Here is a 22137-nt window from a genome sequence, read left to right as displayed (position 1 = left end):
CGTTCAGGCGGCTTCTGCTTCACTGCGGCCCAGCTCGTGCAGCGAGGCTGCAAGCTTGGCAATTTCCTTGCGCAACGGGTTTTTCGCGGCAGAGACAGCCAGCGGAAGGCCGTGGTCGCAGCTCTGCAGGATCTGCTTGCCGCCGTCAGGCAGCTGCAGGTCGATCGAGATCCCAAGGGATTCGGCCATCCGCTTGACCCGGCTCTTGCCGGTCAGGTCGGTGAACTTGGGTGCCCGGTTCAGCGCGAACCGCAGCTTCTCGAACGGCAGGTCTTCGGCCTGCAGTGCCCGCTTCAGGCGCAGCGCGTTCTGGGCCGACCGCATATCCAGCTCGATCAGCGCGAAATAAACATGTGCCAGGTTCAGCACCGTTTCGGTCCATTGCACCAGCGTGTGCGGCATATCGATGACGACGAAATCGAAATGGCTGCGGGCCAGCGCGATGACCCGGGTGATGTCCTCGGGCGACAACAGATCCAGCGGCACCATTTCGGCCGGCGCAGTCAGGACCTGCAGCCTCTCCTGGAACGGGATCAGCGCCTGGCCGAACAGATCCTCGTCCATGTTCTCCGATTCACCCAGCATTTCCATCACCGCGTCGCGGCGCGGCAGGTCCAGATAGGTTGCGGCCGAGCCCGCCTGCAAGTCCAGGTCCAGCAGGCAGACGGTCGGCTCTTCGTGCTCGCTGAGCGCCGCAAGCTCCCAGGCCAGGTTGACCGCCATGGTGGTGGAGCCGGTGCCGCCAGCCAGCCCGTGGCAGACGATTACCGCGCCTTCGCGCTGGCTGCCGGACTGCAGCTGACTCTGATTCTGCGCCGCTGCAGGAGCAGGCGCCGGCGCCTGCAGCCGCTCGATGGCCGCCTGCAGCTCCTGTTCCGGCAGCGGGTAGGGGACAAATTCGTCCGCGCCCTGGCGCAGCAGCGTGTGCAGCGCGGCCGGAGTCACGTCCTCGGCAATCAGGATCACCTTGATGCCGCGCGCCTTGGCCTGGGTAATGATCTCACCCATCAGCGGCAGGTCGCCCTCGTCGGCGCTGTCGATGGCCAGGGCAATGAATTGCAGCGGTTCCGCCTCAGACTGGCCAAAGAAGGCCAGCGCCTCGGTAAAGCCCAGGTCGCCCCAGGCCTCACCCAATGCGGATTCCATGTCTTCAATCAGGAGGTCGAAATTCTGCACGTCGCGGCTGACTGTGCAGGCAACAATCGCAGGTGTTTCTGTTTGCGGCATACCGCTGCTCATCGCCATCATCCTTGTTCACTTGGGCGGACCGGGCTTTGCGCACAGTCCGCCTCTTGGAAACAATGTCGGCGGCAATCTAGGCGATATTGGGGCCAAAAATCCCCAAATATGGGGAATTGTTACTACTTCGTAACCGACGGGCCGCTAGGGCCCGCCTTATTAGCCTTCGTCGATGGTGGTGATGGTCAGCGAGGTCGGAGGTATCGCGCTCTCGATATACTCGCGGTAAATGACCTTGGCGTATTTGCCGTCCAGCAGGGTCGGGTGCCGCTTCAGGAAGCCGCTCACCTCTGTCACGGTGCGGCGGTTGCGGCGCTCGCGGTCCGGCGTCGGAATCAGCGGCTGCGTCTCGCCGAAGGAGACCACCGCCTCAAGCCGGTTGCGGCTGATGCCGCGCGATACCAGATAGTTGACCGCTGCACGCGCCCGGCGCAGGCCGAGGGATTTGTTGTAGGCATTGCTGCCCACCGCATCCGTGTGGCCGAACACCCGGAACCGCACCTCGGGGAACTGCTTGATCCAATGCGCCTGCCGGTCCAGCACGGCGCGGGCGTCCTGATCCAGTCGTGCGCTGTCGAAATCAAAGTTGATGGTGTTGGGCACTTCCTTGGCGAACCGGCCGGCCAGCTGAATGGCATAGCTGCGGTCGCCCTTCATGACAGCGGTGTTGCTCGTGGTCGCGTCTCCGAAATGCCTTTGCTGCTGTGCGCTGAAGCCTGTGGCGTCAGTGCAGGCTGCGGCACTCAGCATCAGGCCGGCCCAGGCGATTTTTCTGATCATCCGCTCAATTCCCTCTGCTTAGTCCAGCACGTAGCCGTAGGAGCCGTTGAAATCCTGACGCGCAACTTCCGCAGCGGCGCCTTTTGCATTGCGCTCCGTTTTTCCGAACAGGAACAGCTCCCCTTCGCTGGGCGCTTTCACCCGGTCGGTCGGCAGCACCAGCGCTTCGCCGCGGGTCGGTGTGACCAGATGCGCGCTGACAATGATCACCAGCTCCGATTGCGAATGCTGGAAATCGGAGCTGCGGAACAGGGCGCCGAGGATCGGCACGTCGCCCAGCCAGGGCACCTGAGCATTGTTGTCGAGGAAGTTGTCTTCGATCAGGCCGGCGATGGCAAAGCTTTCGCCATCCCGCAGCTCAACTGTGGTCGAGGCTTCACGGCGGGTGAAGGCGCTGACAGTCAGGTTGTTCAGGGTGAAGCCGTTGCTCGGGTCCAGGGCGGACACCGCAGCCACCAGCTCAAGGTTGATCAGATCGCCGTCGACAACGCGGGGAATGAAGCTGAGCTCGATGCCGAAGGGCTTGTATTCAATGCTGATTTCCCCTTCGTTCCCGGTGGTGGGGACGGGGTATTCGCCGCCTGCGAGGAAGTTCGCTTCCTGCCCGGACAGGGCAGACAGGTTCGGCTCGGCCAGGGTGCGGACCAGGCCCTTGCGCTCCAGCGCTTCCAGCAGCAGGCGCACGCGGGCGTTGCCAACACCGAAATCAAACAGGAACGCGCCCTGGATATTGTCCTGAGGTGTGATTGTTTCGGAGCTAAGGCCGTTGTCGGCAGACAGCATCGTGCCGGTTTCAAGTGCTTTGTTGCTCGAACCGGCCGCCAGTGACGCGCTGAGCGACTTGGTCACGGACCGCTGCATCTCGGCGAATCGGACTTCCAGCATGACCTGCTGAATGCCGCCAACCGACATCAGGTTGCTGACACGCTCGGGCGCATACCGTTCCGCCAGGTCCAGCGCCCGCTGCAGGCGGGCAGAACTGGACACCACGCCCGACAGCACGATGCCGTCATTTGCGGTGCGCACTTCGATTTTCTCGTTCGGCAGGATCTGGCGCAGGCGCTCCTTGAACTCTGTCACATCCGCAGCCACCCGCACTTCCACGTTGGTGATCAGCTGCCCGGACCCGTCAAGCAGCGTCAATGTGGTCAGGCCTGGGGATTTACCCAGGACATAAATAGTGCGGTCGGACAGGGACGAGATGTCCGCGATGCCCGGATTCGCGATGCTGAGTTCCGCGAAGGGGGTTTCGCTTTCAACCACCACGGCGCGGTTCATGGGCACATCCAGCGTTGCCGCCGTGCCCTTTTTCACCACCCGCAAGGATTGTGCCGATGCCCCATCCGCACCCGGTATGCCAATAAACGATAGACCCAAGAGGGCCGCCGCAACGAACCTACGAATTGTCATGTGACCTGCCTTTCCGATCACGCCTCATTATTCGGGTCTTTATGCCCGCTCTTTCCGGCACTGTGGGACAGTTCCCGAATTATTGCAAGAATCAATGGCTTCGGCGCCGTTCTTAAGCAGCGCGGCATGTGGGGCCTAAGCAACAGGCAATTCAGCCGCGCTCCGGGAGGAGGCGCGGCTGAACCTTGTAATGTGCTGTAATCGAAGAGAAAGCTCAGTTGGTGCAGGGGATCGGAATGGCCACAACTTCTGCGCCGCGGCGGGTGCGGATGGTGCAGACTTGTTCCCGTTCAACCTCCTGCGGGGCTTCGATTGCGCCAAGGCCCAGAAGCTTGCGCTGGTCCACTTCGATGACCGAGGCAATGCTGTCATCGCCTGCACCCACCAGCGCCAGGGTCAGTTTGCCGGTGCTCTGCGCCTGGGCCAGAGCGGCAACTTGTTCGGGCCGCGCTGCAACTGTGACGGTACGGGCAATGACGGCCCCATCGATATCGTTGCTGGCCTTCTGGTCCACCGCGATCAGTTCCACATTGGTCTCGATCAGGCGGGTGAAGTCACCCTGTGTGGCGCCGGCCTGACGCACCTGGCCGCTCCAGTAGATGTCCACCTTGTCGCCGGGGCGCAGGAAGCCGGAAACGCCAGAGGACACATCCACACGGATCGCAAAGGCCCGCATGCCGCGTTCCAGCCGTGAAGTGATGCCCGCGTCTTCCCCGGGCAGGGTGACCTTGCTGGCCATGATGGCCTCGTTCTTCTCCATGGTGCGCAGAATCACGCGGGGGGCTTCATCCGAACCCGGCGGGAACAGCGCTTCGAGGCTGGTGAACACGCCTTCCGGCAGGCTTTCCTTGGGCCATCGCACCTGACGGACGCTTTCCTTGGTCAGGCGGTGGCCGTACTTCAAAGTATCCGTCGCAACAAAGATGTCGACGGTGGGGATGTTCTCAACCCGGGATGCGCGTTCCTGCGCAAGCGCGTTCTGATATGCGCTGACATACTTCTTCGTCATCATCACGGCGCCGCCGGCCAAGGCAACGCCAACAATCAGTACCAGTACAAAAATACCGCGCATAACTGTTCCTTTCGTGTGGTCTTCAACCCGCCGGGCAGGGGGCGTCAGCGCCGGAATGCCGTAGTGTTACAGGGGCAGCAGCACCTGGATGCAGGCGTACTGCGCAATCAGGCGGTTGTGGCCTGGCTTATTGAAAGACCGAGCTTTGCAGGGCCCCAATGGTGTCGGCAGCGTTTTCGACATAGGTCTTAGTGCTGGTGCTGACTTGCTCAACGCCCGCTCCGATCGACACAAATGCGATACCTGCAATTGATGCAATAACTGCAGTCAGGACAACCCAGTCAACTGTCACCGCTCCATGTTCCTCAGAGCGGAATTTGGCAAAAAGTGAAAACATGGGTTTCACCTTCTTTCTGCTTTTCTTGGGAAAAGAGGCCGCGCATCTTCGCAATGCGCGGCCCCTCAGCTTAAGAAATCGCCGTTTGCGGCCACTGCTTACGGAGTGGTGGTGCCGGTGTCGAAGGTGGTCGGCACTTCGCCGTCAACCGCGGTCAGGAAGTCGCCGGTCGAGCCTGCGATGGTTTCGATGCCGCCACCGATCGAGGAGTAGGCAACGCCAGCCAGGGCTGCAACAGCTGCGGTCAGAACGACCCAGTCAACAGTCACGGCGCCGTCTTCGTCTTTGCGGAAGTTTTTGATGAACTTGATCATAGTTTGGTCCCTCCAAAGGATCTCAGAATTTGGTCCATCCCGCCGTCGCTCTGGAACCTGCTCTCTCACCAGCTTTGGTTCCTGTCCGGCTTGGATGAATACATATAGCCAGTGCAGCGTGGCAGGATTTGGGCTGAAAGCCGTAAAACGCTGCCCAATTTTAACTTTTCGACAAGATCTCAGGTAACTTGCTGTTTTTGCTGGGTTAAAAAATCATTACCAGCGGGACTCCCGTGGTATTTTCGCGCCAGTTGGGGGCAAATATGGCGAATACGCCAGATTCTGGGGTGGAAAAGCTGGTATTCGCCCGCCGGTTTTCCGAGTCTCGGGCGATAAAAACCAACGGCAGGCAGAGCAATGTCCGTGCGAAACGCAATTTTGTCCGCAGCCCTGTGCATCTTGCCCCTGGCGGCAGCAGGGCAGGAGACGCCCAAGCCCTTTCCCGCGTTCGAGGCAAAGCGGGTCAAACCGCCCGCACCGGGGTCCGGCAAGCGGATAACCGTGCAAATCGAGCCCGCGCCTGAGCCGGAGGCGGACAGCCCCCCCCCGGCAGCACCCGCCGCCGGGGAACCTGCCGCTGCGCCGTCCGCCGGGCGCTACACCTGGTTCTGGGACAAGGTCGCGCCGGGGCTGGAGGGGGCCGGGCCGGGGCGGCTGGACGATGCCATGCAGGCGCTGAAGGGCGCCAAGGGGCTGGCGGCCCCCCGGTTGCAGCTGATGCAGGACATCGTTCAGGAGCGCGGCCTGCAGATTCTGACCGAAAGCGCAGGCACCCAGGTATCGCCGGCGCTGGTCCTTGCGGTAATCGCCGTCGAATCTGCCGGCAAACCCGATGCGGTCAGCTCTGCCGGGGCGCAGGGGCTGATGCAGCTGATGCCGGACACAGCTGCGCGATTCGGGGTCAGCGACGCGCTGGAGGCCAAGCAGAACATTTCCGGCGGCGTCCGCTATCTGGATTGGCTGATGAAGGAGTTCGGGGGTGACCCGATGCTGGTTCTGGCAGGCTATAACGCGGGCGAGGGCGCGGTGCGGACCCACAAGGGCGTGCCGCCCTATGCCGAGACTCGCGACTACGTGCCCAAGGTTCTGGCCGCCTATCAGGTGGCACGCGGACTGTGCACGACCCAGCAGATGTTCCTGTCCGACGGCTGTGTGTTCCGGATGCAGAACTGAAGCCGCACCGCCCGGCGGTTCAAGCGGCCCGTGTCAGAGGAGGGGAAGCCGGGCAGGCGTTCGCTCAGAGCCGCCGCGCGCCTTTCTCCGGGGTGGGTGTTGCGCACACAGCGTACGGTGCCTTCACGCGATCCTCACCTGGCTCTGCCACACTCTCAAAAGATCGCGATCCCCCGCCATGGCTCCGCGCATGGGCCATGATACGAGGCGCAGGCATCTGTGAGGCTGCCTGCGCGACACCCCGGAGACCGGCCCTGATAAAAAGGGGGTCGTCCAGGATATCCTGTCCGAGCAGGCCCCCGGCGGGGTCTGTCCACCTCCACCCGGCGGCGCCGCCCCCTTAACTGGGACACAGCGCGAAACGGCACGAAACGAACGAAGCAACTGAGAACTGCAATACAAAAAACCGCCCGGGCAGATGCGCCCCGGCGGCTTGAAGGCCTGCGCCAGAGGCAGGCGTTTGGCTACACCCGCGGCAACAGCGCCGCGTCAGCCGACGATGGTGGCTTCGGTGGCTGCACGCAGCTCGTCTTCGCTGACACCCTCGGCGCATTCCACGATTTTCAAGCCGCCCTCGACCACATCCAGCACACCCAGATTGGTGATGATGCGGTCGACCACGCCCCGGCCGGTCAGCGGCAGGGTGCATTCTTTCAGCACCTTGCTGTCACCATGTTTGTTGGCGTGGTCCATCACCACCACCACACGGCCGACGCCCGCCACCAGGTCCATGGCGCCGCCCATGCCCTTCACCAGCTTGCCGGGGATCATCCAGTTCGCCAGGTCGCCGTTCTCGGCCACTTCCATCGCGCCGAGGATCGCCATCGCGATCTTGCCGCCGCGGATCATTGCAAACGACTGCGCCGAGTCGAAATAGGCGGTCTGCGGCAATTCCGTGATGGTCTGCTTGCCCGCGTTGATCAGGTCGGCATCCTCTTCGCCCTCATAGGGGAAGGGGCCCATGCCCAGCATGCCGTTTTCCGACTGCAGGGTCACTTCCACACCTTCGGGAATGTAGTTTGAGACCAGCGTCGGAATGCCGATGCCGAGGTTCACATACCAGCCGTCCTGCAGCTCCTGCGCGGCGCGTGCCGCCATCTGATTGCGGTCCCAAGGCATTATGCTTGCTCCTTCTTCTGACGGACGGTGCGCTGTTCGATGCGTTTCTCGTGCTCGCCCTTGATGATGCGGTGCACGTAGATGCCCGGCAGGTGGATCGAATCCGGGTCCAGCGAGCCGGTGGGCACGATCTCCTCGACCTCCACCACGCAGACCTTGCCGCAGGTCGCGGCCGGCGCGTTGAAGTTGCGCGCGGTCTTGCGGAACACCAGGTTGCCGGTTTCATCCGCCTTCCAGGCTTTGACGATGGCGAGGTCGGCAAAGATGCCTTCCTCCATGATGTAGTCCTCCATGGCGCCGTCCGGGCCGGTGGGGAACTGCTTTTCCATCTTGCCCTCGGCAATCACGGTGCCAACGCCGGTCTTGGTGAAAAAGCCGGGGATGCCCGCGCCGCCGGCGCGCATGCGCTCGGCCAGGGTGCCTTGCGGGTTGAATTCCAGTTCCAGCTCGCCGCTCAGATACTGGCGCATGAACTCGGCGTTTTCCCCCACGTAGGAGGAGATCATCTTCTTCACCTGCCGGGTCTGCAGCAGGATGCCGATGCCGAAGTCATCAACGCCCGCGTTGTTGGAGGCAAAGGTCAGGTCCTTGGTGCCCGCGTCCTTGATCGCCTGCAGCAGAAGCTCGGGAATGCCGCAGAGGCCAAAGCCGCCCGCGGCGATGAACATGCCGTCGTGAAGCAGCCCGTCGAGCGCTTCAGCGGCGCTGGAATATACCTTTTTCATGGAGATCTCCCATTATGCCGGTTGCGCTGAGTTCTGGCGCTCAGCCGGTGCAGAGTCAATGAATACGGAGAGGGATGCGTATTTCTACGGAAGGCAGGAGGGGAGGGGCTCCCGCGCCTTTCAGGCTCAATTGCCGCTGGCAATTGAGCCAGCAGGCTTGGGCGTGGCGCCGCTTCGCGGCGCAAGACGGGGTTTGCTGAGACGCTCTGACAGGGCAGGTCTGCCCTGTCAGGGCAAACGCCATTGTTTTACAGGTTTGCACCGCCTCAAAGGCAAGCCGCTGACGCGGCGGCTGCGCCGCCCTTGACCCGCTGCAAACCGGAGGCCGGAGGATAAGTGAACCCGCCCGCGCCGCGTCAGCGGCGCCGGGCCCAACGGTGAGGGCGCATTTTAATGCGCCCGGAAACGGCGGGAGCACCCCGCCCCCGGATCACTCCTTGGCGGCAGCTTTCTTCGGTGCCGCCTTCTTCTTGGCGGCGGGCTTCTTCGCCGCGGTCTTCTTCTTGCCGCCTTTGGACGATTTCTCGGCGATCAGCTGCACTGCCATTTCCATGGTCACGTCCTTGGGCTCCACATCCTTGGGCAGGGTGGCGTTCACCTTCTCCCATTTGACATATGGCCCGTAGCGCCCGTCCAGAATGTTGACAGCGCCGCCGCTTTCAGGGTGCTCGCCCAGTTCCTTCAGCGGCTTCGCTGCGGCGCGTCCGCGGCCGCGGCCCGGATTGGCGCGTTTCTCGGCCAGCATCTCCACCGCCCGGTTCATGCCGATCTCAAAGACGTCCAGCGTCTCCTTGAGGTTCACGTAAACCGGCTTTTCCTCGTCCGGCAGCTGGTGCGCGATATACGGCCCGAAGCGGCCCAGGTTGGACTGGATGGCGCCGCCGTCCGGGTGCTGGCCGATCTCGCGCGGCAGGGTCAGCAGGGTCAGCGCCTGTTCCAGGGTGATCTCATTCGGGCCCCAGCCTGGCAGGAAGTCCTTGCCCTGCTTCGGCAGCGAGGAGCGCGGCGGCTTCTTGTTCTCGGGCGTCGCCTCACCGCGCTGGACATAAGGCCCGAAGCGGCCGGATTTCAGGTGTATCTCGTCCCCGTCGTCCTCGCCCAGAATACGCTCATACCCCTCGGCGCCTTCGCCGGAGATCGGCCGGGTGTAGTTGCACTCCGGGTAGTTGCCGCAGCCGACAAACCCGCCGGTGCGCGAGGTCTTGAGATGCAGCTGGCCTGCGCCGCATTTCGGGCAGGTGCGCGGGTCGGTGCCGTCCTCGCGCGGCGGGTAAAGCTGCGGCGCCAGGGCGTCGTCCAGCACGTCCAGCACTTCGGTGATGCGCAGGTCGGAGGTTTCCGAGATGGCGGCCGAGAAATCCCGCCAGAACTTGCCCAGAAGATCCTTGTAGTCGCCGTCGCCCGCGCTCACGTCGTCCAGTTCTTCCTCCAGGTTCGCGGTGAACTCATACCCCACATATTTGCGGAAGAAATTCAGCAGGAAGATGGTGACGATCCGCCCCTTGTCCTCGGGGAACAGGCGGTTCTTTTCCTTGCGGACATATTCGCGGTCCTGGATCGTGGTGATCACGGACGCATAGGTCGAGGGGCGGCCGATGCCCAGCTCTTCCATCCGCTTGACCAGCGTCGCCTCGGTATAGCGCGGCGGCGGCTGGGTGTGGTGCTGCAGCGCCAGCACGGCGCCGTCATCGGACAGAACCGAGGCGTCCTTGCTGGCCTTTTCGGCCTGTGCCGCCAAGGAGGATGCGAACTTCAGCGCCTCGCCCTGCATGATCTGCGGCAGGCGCTTGTCGTCCTCATCCGCCACATCGTCGCGGCCTTCCTCATAAACCCGCATGAAGCCGTCAAACAGCACCACCTGGCCAGTGGCGCGCAGCACAACTTGGCTGTCGGCAGAGCCGATATCGACGGTGGTGCGCTCCAGCCGGGCGCCTTCCATCTGGCAGGACAGGGTCCGCTTCCAGATCAGGTCATAAAGCTTGCGCTGGTCGTCGTCGCTGACCTTCAGGCTGGCGGCATCGCGGCTCATGTCGGTGGGGCGGATACATTCGTGCGCTTCCTGCGCGTTCTTCGCCTTGTTCTTGTAGATCCGCGGGCTGTTGGGAACGTATTCTGAGCCATAGCGCTTCTCGATCTCGGCGCGGGCTTCCTGCACAGCCTCGGGCGCCATGTCGATGCCGTCGGTCCGCATATAGGTGATGAGGCCCGCCTCATACAAACGCTGGGCCGCGTTCATGGTCTGGCGCGCGCCCATGCCGAACTTGCGGCTGGCTTCCTGCTGCAGGGTCGAGGTCATGAAGGGGGCAGAGGGATTGCGGGCCGCGGGCTTGGCCTCGACCGACAGCACCGACAGCTTGCGCGAGGCCACGGCCTGCACTGCCAGTTCGGCAGAGGTGGAATTCTTCAGGCTGTATTTGTCGAGTTTTTCGCCGCCCATGACGGTCAGCCGCGCCTCGAACTCCTGGCCGCGGGGGGTGGCCATCTGGGCGCGCACGGACCAGTACTCCTGCGGATTGAACGCCTCGATTTCCATCTCGCGCTCGACGATCAGGCGCAGGCAGACGGATTGCACCCGGCCCGCCGAACGCGCACCCGGCAGTTTGCGCCACAAGACCGGCGACAGGTTGAAGCCCACAAGGTAGTCCAGCGCGCGCCGTGCCAGATAGGCCTCCACCAGCGGCATATCGACCTGGCGCGGGTTCTGCATCGCTTCGGTCACCGCTTCCTTGGTGATCGCGTTGAAGGTCACCCGGCTGACGGCGGTGTCCTTCTTGATCGAGCGCCGCTTGGTCAGAGCCTCCTGCAAGTGCCAGCTGATCGCCTCTCCCTCGCGGTCGGGGTCGGTGGCGAGAATCAGCGCATTGTCGTCTTTCAGCGCGTCGGCGATGGCCTTGACGTGCTTGCGGGAATCGTTGGCGACCTCCCAGGTCATGCCGAAATCATTGTCGGTGTCGACCGATCCATCCTTGGCAGGCAGGTCGCGCACATGCCCGTAAGACGCCAGAACCGTATAGTCGGGGCCAAGATATTTATTGATTGTTTTTGCTTTGGCCGGGGATTCGACAACTACTACTGGCATAAATTTTGATACCTCTTCGGACCGGTTTGCCGGGTTCTATGGCGGCGCAGGATGTGGGGCGCAAGGGGAGAATGTCAATCCGGGCTCAATGGACGCGGCGCAATTCCTGCCTTTACGGCCCTGTTGCGGGCGTCCGCGCCCTGCCGTTATTGGCTTCGGTCAGGCGGGGTCAATCCTTGTCCTCAGGGTAGGCCCTGGACAGCAGGCCGCCGGGTTCGCGGCAGATCGCGCCTTCCAGCTCAAGGTCGGTTAGGGCCGGAGCCAGGTCCTGCGGCGGCAGGGACAGGTCGCGGATCAGCTGTGTTTCAGAGGTGGGGGACGGGCCGAGGCTGCCGAGGATCTGCTGATGCAGGGCGTGGGTCTCTGCCAGGCTGCGCCGCTGCGGCGGCTGCGGCGGCAGGGCGGCAAGCGCCTGATGCAGATCCTGCGGTGCTGAGGCCGGCACGTCCTGCGGCGGCAGGGCCTCCAGCACATCGCTTGCGTCGCGGATCAGCGTGGCACCGTCCCGGATCAGCCGGTTGCAGCCGGAGCTGCGCGCATCAAAGGGGTGGCCTGGCACCGCCAGCACCTCGCGGCCATAGTCCAGTGCGTCCCTGGCGGTGATCAGGCTGCCGGATTTGGCGGCGGCCTCCACCACCACAAGCGCGCGGGACAGGGCGGCGATGATGCGGTTTCGCTTGGGGAAGTCGCGGGCCTGCGGCGCAAGGCCCATGGGTTGTTCCGACAGCCGCAGCCCGGTTTCGCTGATCTGAGCGGCCAGGTTTGCGTTTTCCGCCGGGTAGACCACGTCAGCGCCGCCCGCCAGCACGGCAATGGTACCGGTTTTCAAGGCGGCGTGATGGGCTGCGGTATCGATGCCTCGGGCCATGCCGGACACCACTATATATCCGGCCTCGCCCAGGGAATGGGCCAGCGACCGCGCCATCCGCACCCCCAGCGAGGAGGCATTGCGCGCACCGACCATGGAGATCATCGGACGGTTCAGGACCGACAGGTCGCCGATAGCCCACAAGAGGGGCGGGGCATCCTTCAGACCTTTGAGCAAGGCAGGATATTCGGGGTCCGAAAAGCACAAAAGCCGCGCTTTGGCGGCTTTTGCGGTCTTGAGTTCTTTGTCCACCGCCTTGGCGGGGCATGTTTCATACCCTTTGATGCCTGCGGAACGTGCCACTTCGGGCAGCGCATCCAGCGCGTTCTGCGCTGAACCATATTCTGCGAGCAGCCGGTGAAAGGTCACCGGGCCAACCCGTTTGGAGCGCAAAAGGCGAAGCCATGAATACCGGTCATCTTCCGTGGTGGGTGGGAGTGGGGGGTGAGTGGAAGAAAGTGTTTCTTCGGTCATCCGCAGCTCCGCCTGTTTGCAGGACCAGAATTAACCTTGAGGGGGTTAACAGGTGGTGAACACGCAGCAATTTTTTGGGAATGCCCTGAAAATTTTTCCTAAGTTGCGATAACTGCTAAAGAAATTCAAATTCAATCAAAGGTTGCGATGTGCCGTTTGCAGCGGCGGGGCCCGGGTGCCTGTGCGCCCGGGCCCCGGATTTTGCGGCAAGCATATGGTTTTGCCGGGAATTTACGCGGCAGATCCGCCAACTGTCAGCCCGCCCATCAGCACGGACGGCTGGCCGACGCCGACAGGAACCCATTGCCCGGCTTTGCCGCAGTTGCCCATTCCGGGGTCCAGCGCCATGTCGTTGCCGAGGCCGCGAATCTGCTTGAGCGCAGTGGCGCCGTCGCCGATCAGCGTTGCGCCTTTAACAGGTGCGCCGACTTTGCCGTCTTTCACGCGGTAGGCCTCGGTGCAGGAAAACACGAATTTGCCGTTGGTAATATCGACTTGGCCGCCGCCAAAGCCCACCGCCCAGATGCCGTCCTTGATGCCCGCCACCAGATCGCCGGGATCGGCCTCGCCGCCCAGCATGTAGGTATTGGTCATCCGCGGCATCGGCGCATGGGCATAGCTTTGCCGCCGCCCGTTGCCGGTGGGGGCGACTCCCATCAGCCGGGCGTTCTGGCGGTCCTGCATGAAGCCGACCAGCACACCGTCCTCGATCAGCGTGGTCTTCTGGCTGGGGGTGCCCTCGTCATCCACGGTGATGGAGCCGCGCCGGTCCGGGATGGTGCCGTCATCCAGTACTGTCACGCCCTTGGCAGCGATCTGCTGTCCCATCAGCCCGGCAAAGGCCGAGGACCCCTTACGGTTGAAATCACCCTCCAGCCCGTGGCCGATCGCCTCGTGCAGAAGGATGCCGGGCCAGCCGGGGCCAAGCACCACATCCATCTCGCCGGCGGGGGCTGGCACCGCATCAAGGTTAACAAGCGCGATGCGCAGCGCCTCCTGCACCTGGGCCTGCCAGTGGGCGGGATCGACCAGCCCGTCAAGGCCCAGCCGCCCGCCGCCGCCGGCCGAACCGCTTTCGCGGCGGCCGTCCTTTTCGACGATGACCGAGACGTTCAGGCGCGCCATCGGACGGGTGTCGCGCACCCGCACCCCGTCGGCGCGCAGGATCTCAACCTCCTGCAGGGAGGCAGCCAGCGAAGCAGACACCTGCACCACGCGTTTGTCGAGATTGCGGGCATAGCCGTCGATCTCGCGCAGTGTCTCCACCTTGACCGGGAACGGCATGGCGCTGATCGGATCGGCGTCTGTATAAAGCTTCTTGTTGGTGGCCTGCGGCGCGTCCGAGTAGGTGCCGCCGCCCGCGCCGACCGCCAGTTTCGCGGTTTCCGCCGCCCGCCGCAGCGAGGCGATGGAGACATCTGTGGAATGGGCATATCCCGCCACATCGCCGTTCACGGCCCGCAGGCCGAAGCCTTCGGAGGCATCGTAGCTGGCACTGCGCAGCCGCCCGTCATCAAAGGAGAGCGCCTCCGACTTGCGGCGTTCGGCAAAGATCTCGCCGTCTTCGGCGCCGTTCAGCGCATCGCGCAGGGTGGCCAGCGCCTCATCCTCCGGAAGCGCGGTTTCGAAGGGTCGGAAGGATGGGTTTTCCATGGCACGGTCCTCAGATTTTTTGATCTAAATCAAGAAAGCGACGGTTTGACGCTTGGCTGCCTCTTTATCTGCACGTCCGAATATGGTTTTAAGCTGCATCAAAGACAACGGGGCAGGTGCGTTTTGCGGAATCATTGATTCCCGTGCATTTCGTGCTGCCGCAGGAACAATACGATCAACCGATCAGGACAGAACATGAAAAACGCTTTGATGCTTTCGGGCCTTTTCGCCGGCCTTTCGAGCCTTCCAGCAATGGCGCAAGAAGGCCTGAAAACCATTGGTAAGCCGGTGGACGGCGGCCTGAACTTCCAGCCGGCGGCGACGTCGCTGATGGAAGGGATCCACAAGCTGGACTGGATGATCCTGGTGATCATCACCGTAATCTGCGTGTTCGTGGCCGGTCTGCTGCTGTGGGCAATCCTGCGGTTCAACAAGCGCGCCAACCCGACCCCGGCCAAGTTCACCCACCACACCCCGATCGAAATCGCCTGGACCGTGATCCCGATCCTGGTGCTGGTGTTCATCGGCTCCTTCTCGCTGCCGCAGCTGTTTGCCCAGCAGGAAATCCCCGAGGGCGACATCAACATCAAGGTGACCGGCTACCAGTGGTACTGGGGCTATGAGTATGAGGACCACGAGTTCGGCTTTGAGAGCTTCATGCTGGCAAAAGAAGATCTGGCCGCAAACGGCTATGCCGAGGACGAGTACCTGCTGGCCACCGACACTGCCGTCGTGGTGCCGTCGGGCAAGACCATCGTGATGAACGTGACCGGCGCCGACGTGATCCATTCCTGGACCATCCCGGCCTTCGGCGTGAAGCAGGACGCGGTTCCCGGCCGTCTGGCACAGCTGTGGTTCAAGGTCGAAGAGGGCAAGGAAGGCATCTACTTCGGTCAGTGCTCCGAGCTGTGCGGCAAGGACCACGCCTATATGCCGATCACCGTCAAAGTGGTGACCCAAGCCGAATATGACGCCTGGCTGGAAGGCGCCAAGGAAGAATACGCGGGCATCCCGCAGGCCTATCAGGTCGCTTCCAACTGATCCCCTGGCGGCATGGGGGCCGAGGGGGCGCCCGTGCCGCACAGTGACAAGACCTGGGTGCGCAAGCTTGCGCACCCGTTGCCGCCAAAGGACCCAAGATGAGCGACGCAAGCATCAACGCAAGCCGGGCATATGAGGACGAGGCCAGCTTTGGCGATTATTTCGCCCTGCTGAAGCCCCGCGTCATGTCGCTGGTGGTGTTCACCGCTCTGGTCGGCCTGCTGGCCGCGCCGGTTTCCGTGCATCCCGTTGTCGGCTTCTGCGCGATCCTGTTCATCGCCATCGGTGGCGGTGCCTCCGGCGCGCTGAACATGTGGTGGGACGCCGACATCGACAAGGTGATGAAGCGCACCAAGTCGCGCCCGATCCCGGCCGGCAAGGTTGAGGCCGGCGAGGCGCTGGCGTTCGGCCTGGCGCTGTCGGGCCTGTCGGTGATCATGCTGGCGCTGGCCGCCAACGTCTTTGCCGGCGCGTTCCTGGCCTTCACCATCTTTTTCTACGTGGTGGTCTACACCATGTGGCTGAAACGGGCGACGCCGCAGAACATCGTCATCGGCGGGGCCGCGGGGGCCTTCCCGCCGGTCATTGGCTGGATTGCGGCCACCGGCACCATGTCGGTTGAGCCCTGGCTGATGTTCCTGCTGACGTTCATGTGGACGCCGCCGCATTTCTGGGCGCTGGCGCTGTTCATGCGCTCTGACTATGACGACGCAGGCGTGCCGATGCTGACCGTGACCCACGGCCGCCGCGCCACCCGCATTCACATTCTGGCCTATACCGTGCTGCTGGCCGTGCTGGCCGTTGGCACTGCGTTCTCCGGTATCGGCGGCCCGATCTATCTGGCCGTGGCCGTTGTGCTGAACGCGCTGTTCCTGCACGGCGCCTGGAAGATCACCCGCCGCAATGAGGATGATTCCGAGGCCGACAATTTCAAGGTGGAGCGCAGCTTCTTCAAGCTGTCGCTGCTCTATCTGTTCCTGCATTTCGGCGCCATCCTGGCCGAGGCCCTGCTGAAGCCCTATGGCTTGGGAGGCTGGTAAGATGGCGCTGCGCAAGGAACATGAGATCCACAAGCGCCGGTCCGGCCTGAACAAGGGCGTCGGCATTCTGCTGGCGGCCTTTGTGGTGCTGATCATGGCGCTGACCATGGTCAAGGTGACCTCTGCCAGCTTCAAGTTTCCCGATGCACAGTCTTCTGGTGAACAGGGGGAGCAGAACTGATGGCGCTGCAAGGACCCCAAAAGACTGTTGTTCAGCTGGTCGGCGTGGTCGTCCTGATGGGCGGGCTGTCCTGGGCGTCGGTGCCGTTTTATGACTGGTTCTGCCGCGTCACCGGCTTTGGCGGCGTCACCGGCGTGGCCAGCGCGGGGTCGGATACGGTTCTGGACCAGACCATCAAGGTCCGCTTTGACGGCTCCAAGGAACGCGGCATGCCGTGGGAGTTCAAGCCCATGCAGCGCGAGATGGAGATCCGTCTCGGTGAAACCGGCCTGGCCTTTTACGAGGCCTACAACCCGACCGACCGGCCCGTGGCAGGGCAGGCGTCCTATAATGTGGCGCCTTATCAGGCCGGCGGGTTCTTTTCGAAAATCGACTGCTTCTGCTTTACCGAGCAGGTGCTTCAGCCGGGGGAGCGGGTGCAGATGCCCGTGACCTTCTATGTCGACCCGGAGATCATTGACGACCGGGACGCGAAATACGTGCATACGATCACGCTGTCGTACACGTTCCATGAAATCGATCTGCCCGAGGGCGTCGCCGCTCTCGACACCGGGGATAACACCGGGGCAGGAACAACCACGAACTAGGCCGCTAGGTGAGGGACACTTAAATGGCGCACGCTAAAAATCACGATTATCATATTCTGCCGCCGTCGATCTGGCCGCTGGCCACTGCCCTGGGCACCTTTGTCATGCTGGTTGGCGCAGTGTTCTGGATGAAGGACATCACCGCCTGGGCCTTCTGGATCGGTTTTGTTGCCGTCCTTTACTGCTCTTATGCCTGGTGGGCGGAAGTTGTCGCCGAGAGCAAGGTCGGCGACCACACGCCGGTTGTCCGCATCGGCCTGCGCTATGGCTTCATTCTGTTTGTGATGTCCGAGGTGATGTTCTTCTTCGCCTGGTTCTGGTCGTTCTTCAAACACGCCATGTACCCGATGGAGACCTACATCGGCACCGAATATGTGAAGCCGGAGATCTATGCCGTCGACCCGTTCCACCTGCCGCTGATCAACACACTGATCCTGCTGCTGTCCGGCTGTGCCGTGACCTGGGCGCACCACGCCCTGGTGCACAACAACGACCGCAAGGCGCTGATCCAGGGCCTGGCCATCGGTATCGCCTTCGGCGTCGCCTTCACCGCGCTGCAGGGCTATGAATACGCCCACCTGCTGCACGAAGGCTGGCAGTTCGGCGGTGATGAGTTCTACTCGAACTTCTTCATGGCAACCGGTTTCCACGGCTTCCACGTGATCATCGGCACCATCTTCCTGACCGTCTGCCTGATCCGCGCGATGAAGGGCGACTTCACCCCCGAGCAGCACGTCGGTTTCGAAGCCGCCGCCTGGTACTGGCACTTCGTGGACGTTGTCTGGCTGTTCCTGTTCTTCGCCGTCTACATCTGGGGCACCTCTGGTTTGTAACGGTTACATGTTTGCGGTTGATTATCCGCAGGCATGAGGCCACACACGGGGCGCGCAAGGGACACCTTGCGCGCCCTGAACTTTGAAGCGGAGCAGCGATGATGCAGCGTGCCATCTTCCTGTTGATCATCGGCGGCGCAGGTCTGGCCATTCTGATCAGCCTTGGCACCTGGCAGCTGCAGCGCAAGGCCTGGAAAGAAGACCTGCTTCAGACGATTGAGGCCAGCATCGCGGATGCACCGGTCGCTTTGCCGCAAGCCCCGGTCAAGGAGCAAGACCGCTACCGGGCTGTTACCGTCGAGGGTGAAATCGAAGGCAATGCGCTGCATGTGTTCTGGGTCACCAGAGACGCCGAGACGGGGTACAGGGTCATTGCCCCTTTCGTGACCACCGATGGGCGGCGTGTCCTGTTGGACCGGGGCTTCATCCCTGCCGCTGAAAAGGCCGCATCTCTCACCATCGGGCAGGCCACGGTCACCGGCAATCTTCTGTGGCCGGATGAGGGCGACTGGACGACCCCCGCGCCGGAAGCCGACACCAATATCCTCTATGCCAGGGACGTTGCCTATATGGCGGAGCGCCTGAACACCGAACCGGTTCTGATTGTCGCCCGCAGCGCAGCGCCTGAGGCCGCGGTCACTCCGCAGGCAGTGACAACGGCGGGCATCCCGAACAACCACTTGCAATATGCGATCACCTGGTTTTCGCTGGCCCTGATCTGGGGTGCGATGACCGTCTACTTCCTGCGGCGCAGCCGCCCCTGAACCCGAAAGAGCTGAAGGCGATGAAATATATCTCGACCCGGGGCCAAGCGCCCGAGCTGACCTTTGAAGACGCAATGCTGACCGGCCTGGCGCGCGACGGCGGCCTCTATGTGCCGTCTGAGATCCCGCAGATGTCCCACGGCGACATCGCCGCGCTGGCGGGCCTGTCCTACGAGGAAACCGCCTTTCGCGTCATGCGCCCGTTCATCGGCGATTGCTTCACCGATGAGGAATTCCGTGCGATCATCAACCGCGCCTATGAGGGGTTCGGCCATGCCGCGCGTGCACCGCTGAAGCAGCTGTCGCCGAACCATTTCCTGCTGGAGCTGTTCCACGGGCCCACGCTGGCGTTCAAGGATTTCGCGATGCAGCTGATCGGCCAGCTGTTCCAGGCAGCACTGGAACGCCGCGGCGACCGGGTGACCATTGCGGGCGCCACCTCCGGCGATACCGGGTCGGCGGCTATGGAAGCCTTCCGCGGCCTCAGCAATGTGGATGTGTTCATCCTGTACCCGCATGGCCGCGTGTCCGAGGTGCAGCGCCGCCAGATGACCACGCCGCAGGACGCCAATGTGCACGCGCTGGCCGTCGATGGCGATTTCGACGACTGCCAGGCGCGCGTCAAGGACATGTTCAACGACTTTGATTTCCGCGACGGCGTGAAGCTGGCGGGCGTGAACTCGATCAACATCGCCCGCGTGCTGGCGCAGGTGGTTTATTACTTCTCCGCCGCCGTGAGCCTTGGCGCGCCGCAGCGCAAGGTGAGCTTTACCGTGCCGACCGGCAATTTCGGCGACATCTTTGCGGGCTTCATCGCCAAGCAGATGGGCCTGCCGATCGACCAGCTGGTGGTTGCCACCAACCAGAACGATATCCTGCACCGCTGCCTGTCGGGGCAGGGGTACTACAAGGGGGAAACCCAGCCCTCGATCTCGCCGTCGATGGACATTCAGGTGTCCTCGAACTTCGAACGCGCGCTGTTCTATGCTTATGACCAGGACAGCAAGGCCATTGCACAGCTGATGGACGAGCTGAAGGAGGGCGGCTTTGACGTGTCGCAAGGCGCAATGCAGGCGCTGGCGGAGAATTACGTCTCCGGCCGCACCTCCGAGGAGGAAACCCTGGCGACCATCAAGTCCGAGCTGGCGGCCTCTGGCGAGCTGTTGTGCCCGCATGGCGCGGTTGGCGTGAAGGTCGCGAATGAGCATCGCAGCGCAGACGTGCCGATGATCACGCTGGCCACCGCGCATCCGGCGAAATTCCCGGCCGCCGTGGAAGAGGCCAGCGGCATTCATCCGCCCTTGCCTGCGCGCATGGCAGACCTGTATGAGAGGCCGGAACGGGTCACCCGGATCGCCAACGATCTGGCTGCCCTTGAGGATCACATCAGAAAGAACATCGCGAATTGACAGTTCAGCAGCACACACTCGCCAACGGGTTCCGTATCGTCTCCGAGCATATGCCGGGCCTGGAATCCGCGGCGGTCGGGATCTGGGTGAGCGCCGGCGGCCGCCACGAGCGGCTGGAGCAGAACGGCATTGCCCATTTCCTGGAGCACATGGCCTTTAAGGGCACCAAGCGGCGCTCGGCCCTGCAGATCGCAGAGGAAATCGAGGATGTAGGCGGCTATATCAACGCCTACACCTCGCGCGAGGTGACGGCCTATTACGCCCGGGTGCTGAAGGACGATGTGCCGCTGACGGTGGATGTGATCGGGGATATCCTGCTCAATCCGGTGTTCGACCAGCGCGAGATCGAGGTTGAGCGCGGGGTGATCCTGCAGGAGATCGGCCAGTCGCTCGACACGCCGGACGACGTGATCTTTGACTGGCTGCAGGAGGAAAGCTACCGCGGGCAGCCGCTGGGGCGGACCATTCTTGGGCCTGCGGAGCGGGTGCGCAGCTTCAGCCGCGAGGATCTGCAGGGCTTTGTCGGCGAGCACTACGGCCCCGGCCAGATGATCCTGGCGGCAGCGGGCGGCGTCGATCATGACGCGCTGGTCAAGCTGGCGGAGCAGCTGTTCGGCCATATGGAGGCCAAGCCGGAGTTCACCGCCGAAAGCGCGCAGTTCACCGGTGGCGAGGCGCGGCAGGTGAAGGATCTGGAGCAGGCGCATTTCGCGCTGGCTTTTGAGGGGCCCGGCTACCGCGATCAATCGATGTACACCGCGCAGATCTATGCCAGTGCGCTTGGCGGCGGCATGTCCTCGCGGCTGTTTCAGGAGGTGCGCGAAAAGCGCGGCCTCTGCTACACGATTTTCTCGCAGGCGGGGTCTTATGCCGATACCGGCTCGATGACGGTCTATGCAGGCACCTCCGGTGAGCAGCTGACGGAGCTGGCAGGCATCACCATCGACGAGATGAAGCGCGCCGCGGATGACATGAGCGATGCCGAGGTCGAGCGCGCCCGCGCCCAGATGAAGGCGGGGATGCTGATGGGGCTGGAAAGCCCCTCGAACCGGGCCGAACGGCTGGCGCGGCTGGTGCAGATCTGGGGCAAGGTGCCGTCGCTGGAACGCACGGTGGAGCGGATCAATGCCGTCACCACCAAGGACGTGCGCGCGCTGGCAGAGACCATGGCAGTGACGGCGCCTGCGGCGCTGGCTTTGTACGGCCCGGTCGCTGATGCCCCGGCGCTGGAGCGGCTGCAGGAGAGGCGCGCCGCCTGATGCTGCTCAACCGCCGCAAGGTCCGTATCGAAACCGAGCGCCTGACCCTCAGGCCGCCGGTGCATGCGGATTTTCACGGCTGGGCGGCGCTCAGGCTGCAGAGCCAGCCCTATCTGACGCCCTGGGAACCCAGCTGGGCGGCGGATCACCTCAGCCGCAAGAGCTTTACCAACAGGGTTTACTGGGCGCGGCGGTCGGTTTCCGGCGGCACCGCGCTGCCGCTGTTCCTGATCCGGCGCGAGGATCAGGTTCTGGTGGGGGCGATCACGCTCGACAACATCCGCCGCGGCCCGGCGCAGGCGGGCACGCTGGGGTACTGGACCGGGCTGCCGTTTGCCCGCCAGGGCTACATGCGCGAGGCCATCGGCGCAGTGGTGCATCATGCCTTCACCAAGCTGGACCTGAGCCGGATCGAGGCGGCCTGCCTGCCGGAAAACCAGGCGTCGCGCGGATTGCTGGAGAAATCCGGCTTCAAATACGAGGGCGTTGCCCAATCCTATCTGCAGATCAATGGACGCTGGCGCACCCATGTGCTTTACGCCTCGCTGCGACACGATCGCCGCGGCAAGACGCTGGCCGGTCAGGCCTAGGGGCAGGACCCGAGGGCGGTCATTCTCTCAACCAGATGCTCCCGCCCGTCGCTGGCGCATCAGAAGATACGCCGCTCCCGTTGGGCCGGGCGCCGCCCCTGCGGTGCGGCGCGGCGTCCTTGGCTGGCGGTGCCGCGCCCTGCGCCAGCAGGGCGCCATGCCCAACTGCGGGGCGGAATTTTCAATTCTG

The 22137-nt window shown here is 63.2% G+C and carries 21 protein-coding genes; 10 read left to right on the top strand and 11 right to left on the bottom strand.

Features of this window, described 5'->3' with window-relative positions; genetic code table 11:
- Window positions 1–3: 3 nt before the first annotated feature.
- The 6 genes from N6L27_RS05680 to N6L27_RS05655 all read right to left on the bottom strand — a co-directional run bounded on the left by N6L27_RS05680 (window position 4) and on the right by N6L27_RS05655 (window position 5152).
- Window positions 4–1239, bottom strand: a complete 1236-nt coding sequence (locus tag N6L27_RS05680; protein ID WP_271906163.1) for an AAA family ATPase — start codon at window positions 1237–1239, stop codon at window positions 4–6.
- A gap of 159 nt (window positions 1240–1398) precedes the next feature.
- Window positions 1399–2019 carry an OmpA family protein gene (locus N6L27_RS05675; protein ID WP_271906162.1) on the bottom strand — a complete coding sequence of 207 codons (621 nt, stop codon included), beginning with the start codon at window positions 2017–2019 and terminating at the stop codon, window positions 1399–1401.
- 18 nt (window positions 2020–2037) lie between these two features.
- Window positions 2038–3429 carry a type II and III secretion system protein family protein gene (locus tag N6L27_RS05670; protein ID WP_271906161.1) on the bottom strand — a complete coding sequence of 464 codons (1392 nt, stop codon included), beginning with the start codon at window positions 3427–3429 and terminating at the stop codon, window positions 2038–2040.
- A 214-nt stretch (window positions 3430–3643) separates the two neighbouring features.
- Window positions 3644–4501 (bottom strand): Flp pilus assembly protein CpaB, encoded by an 858-nt coding sequence (gene cpaB, locus N6L27_RS05665; RefSeq protein WP_039180498.1) that lies wholly within the window; start codon window positions 4499–4501, stop codon window positions 3644–3646.
- 127 nt (window positions 4502–4628) lie between these two features.
- Window positions 4629–4838 (bottom strand): hypothetical protein, encoded by a 210-nt coding sequence (locus N6L27_RS05660; protein ID WP_271906160.1) that lies wholly within the window; start codon window positions 4836–4838, stop codon window positions 4629–4631.
- A 98-nt stretch (window positions 4839–4936) separates the two neighbouring features.
- On the bottom strand, window positions 4937–5152 hold the full coding sequence (locus N6L27_RS05655; RefSeq protein ID WP_039180491.1) for a hypothetical protein: 216 nt from the start codon (window positions 5150–5152) through the stop codon (window positions 4937–4939).
- 357 nt (window positions 5153–5509) lie between these two features.
- Here N6L27_RS05655 and N6L27_RS05650 point away from each other — a divergent pair, with 357 nt between their 5' ends.
- Window positions 5510–6325: a lytic transglycosylase domain-containing protein gene (locus N6L27_RS05650; protein WP_271906158.1), complete on the top strand. Its 816-nt coding sequence runs from the start codon at window positions 5510–5512 to the stop codon at window positions 6323–6325.
- A 489-nt stretch (window positions 6326–6814) separates the two neighbouring features.
- On the opposite strand, the gene N6L27_RS05645 is transcribed toward N6L27_RS05650, so the two are convergent.
- From N6L27_RS05645 to tldD, 5 genes are all read right to left on the bottom strand, one after another.
- A complete protein-coding gene (locus tag N6L27_RS05645) occupies window positions 6815–7444 on the bottom strand; it encodes a 3-oxoacid CoA-transferase subunit B (protein ID WP_271906156.1) in 630 nt (209 codons plus the stop codon).
- On the bottom strand, window positions 7444–8169 hold the full coding sequence (locus N6L27_RS05640; RefSeq protein ID WP_271906155.1) for a CoA transferase subunit A: 726 nt from the start codon (window positions 8167–8169) through the stop codon (window positions 7444–7446). The genes N6L27_RS05645 and N6L27_RS05640 overlap by 1 nt, the downstream gene beginning before the upstream one ends.
- A 430-nt stretch (window positions 8170–8599) precedes the next feature.
- Window positions 8600–11248, bottom strand: coding sequence for a type I DNA topoisomerase (gene topA / locus N6L27_RS05635; protein ID WP_271906153.1), 2649 nt, complete (start codon window positions 11246–11248; stop codon window positions 8600–8602).
- A 169-nt stretch (window positions 11249–11417) separates the two neighbouring features.
- Window positions 11418–12590: a DNA-processing protein DprA gene (gene dprA / locus N6L27_RS05630; protein ID WP_271906152.1), complete on the bottom strand. Its 1173-nt coding sequence runs from the start codon at window positions 12588–12590 to the stop codon at window positions 11418–11420.
- Window positions 12591–12821: 231 nt separating this feature from the next.
- Window positions 12822–14243 (bottom strand): metalloprotease TldD, encoded by a 1422-nt coding sequence (gene tldD, locus N6L27_RS05625; RefSeq protein ID WP_271906150.1) that lies wholly within the window; start codon window positions 14241–14243, stop codon window positions 12822–12824.
- 195 nt (window positions 14244–14438) lie between these two features.
- Here tldD and coxB point away from each other — a divergent pair, with 195 nt between their 5' ends.
- From coxB to N6L27_RS05580, 9 genes are all read left to right on the top strand, one after another.
- On the top strand, window positions 14439–15284 hold the full coding sequence (gene coxB / locus N6L27_RS05620; protein ID WP_271906149.1) for a cytochrome c oxidase subunit II: 846 nt from the start codon (window positions 14439–14441) through the stop codon (window positions 15282–15284).
- A 98-nt stretch (window positions 15285–15382) separates the two neighbouring features.
- Window positions 15383–16324, top strand: coding sequence for a heme o synthase (gene cyoE / locus N6L27_RS05615; RefSeq protein ID WP_271906148.1), 942 nt, complete (start codon window positions 15383–15385; stop codon window positions 16322–16324).
- Between the two features lies 1 nt (window position 16325).
- Window positions 16326–16505: a hypothetical protein gene (locus N6L27_RS05610; RefSeq protein ID WP_019298350.1), complete on the top strand. Its 180-nt coding sequence runs from the start codon at window positions 16326–16328 to the stop codon at window positions 16503–16505.
- Window positions 16505–17092, top strand: a complete 588-nt coding sequence (locus N6L27_RS05605) for a cytochrome c oxidase assembly protein (RefSeq protein ID WP_039180467.1) — start codon at window positions 16505–16507, stop codon at window positions 17090–17092. The genes N6L27_RS05610 and N6L27_RS05605 overlap by 1 nt, the downstream gene beginning before the upstream one ends.
- Window positions 17093–17115: 23 nt before the next feature.
- On the top strand, window positions 17116–17925 hold the full coding sequence (locus N6L27_RS05600) for a cytochrome c oxidase subunit 3 (protein WP_271906147.1): 810 nt from the start codon (window positions 17116–17118) through the stop codon (window positions 17923–17925).
- A gap of 101 nt (window positions 17926–18026) precedes the next feature.
- Window positions 18027–18689 carry an SURF1 family protein gene (locus tag N6L27_RS05595; protein ID WP_271906146.1) on the top strand — a complete coding sequence of 221 codons (663 nt, stop codon included), beginning with the start codon at window positions 18027–18029 and terminating at the stop codon, window positions 18687–18689.
- A 20-nt stretch (window positions 18690–18709) separates the two neighbouring features.
- Window positions 18710–20098 carry a threonine synthase gene (gene thrC / locus N6L27_RS05590; protein WP_271906145.1) on the top strand — a complete coding sequence of 463 codons (1389 nt, stop codon included), beginning with the start codon at window positions 18710–18712 and terminating at the stop codon, window positions 20096–20098.
- Entirely contained in the window at window positions 20095–21357 is a 1263-nt protein-coding gene (locus N6L27_RS05585; RefSeq protein ID WP_271906144.1) for a M16 family metallopeptidase, read from the top strand. Before thrC ends, N6L27_RS05585 begins: the two co-directional genes overlap by 4 nt.
- Entirely contained in the window at window positions 21357–21947 is a 591-nt protein-coding gene (locus N6L27_RS05580; protein WP_039180457.1) for a GNAT family N-acetyltransferase, read from the top strand. Before N6L27_RS05585 ends, N6L27_RS05580 begins: the two co-directional genes overlap by 1 nt.
- Window positions 21948–22137 lie beyond the last annotated feature (190 nt).

The sequence above is a fragment of the Leisingera sp. SS27 genome (assembly GCF_028368855.1).
In the GTDB taxonomy this organism is placed as follows: domain Bacteria; phylum Pseudomonadota; class Alphaproteobacteria; order Rhodobacterales; family Rhodobacteraceae; genus Leisingera.
Note: the sequence above shows the minus strand (reverse complement) of the source record. Positions and strands in the feature narration are given on the sequence as shown.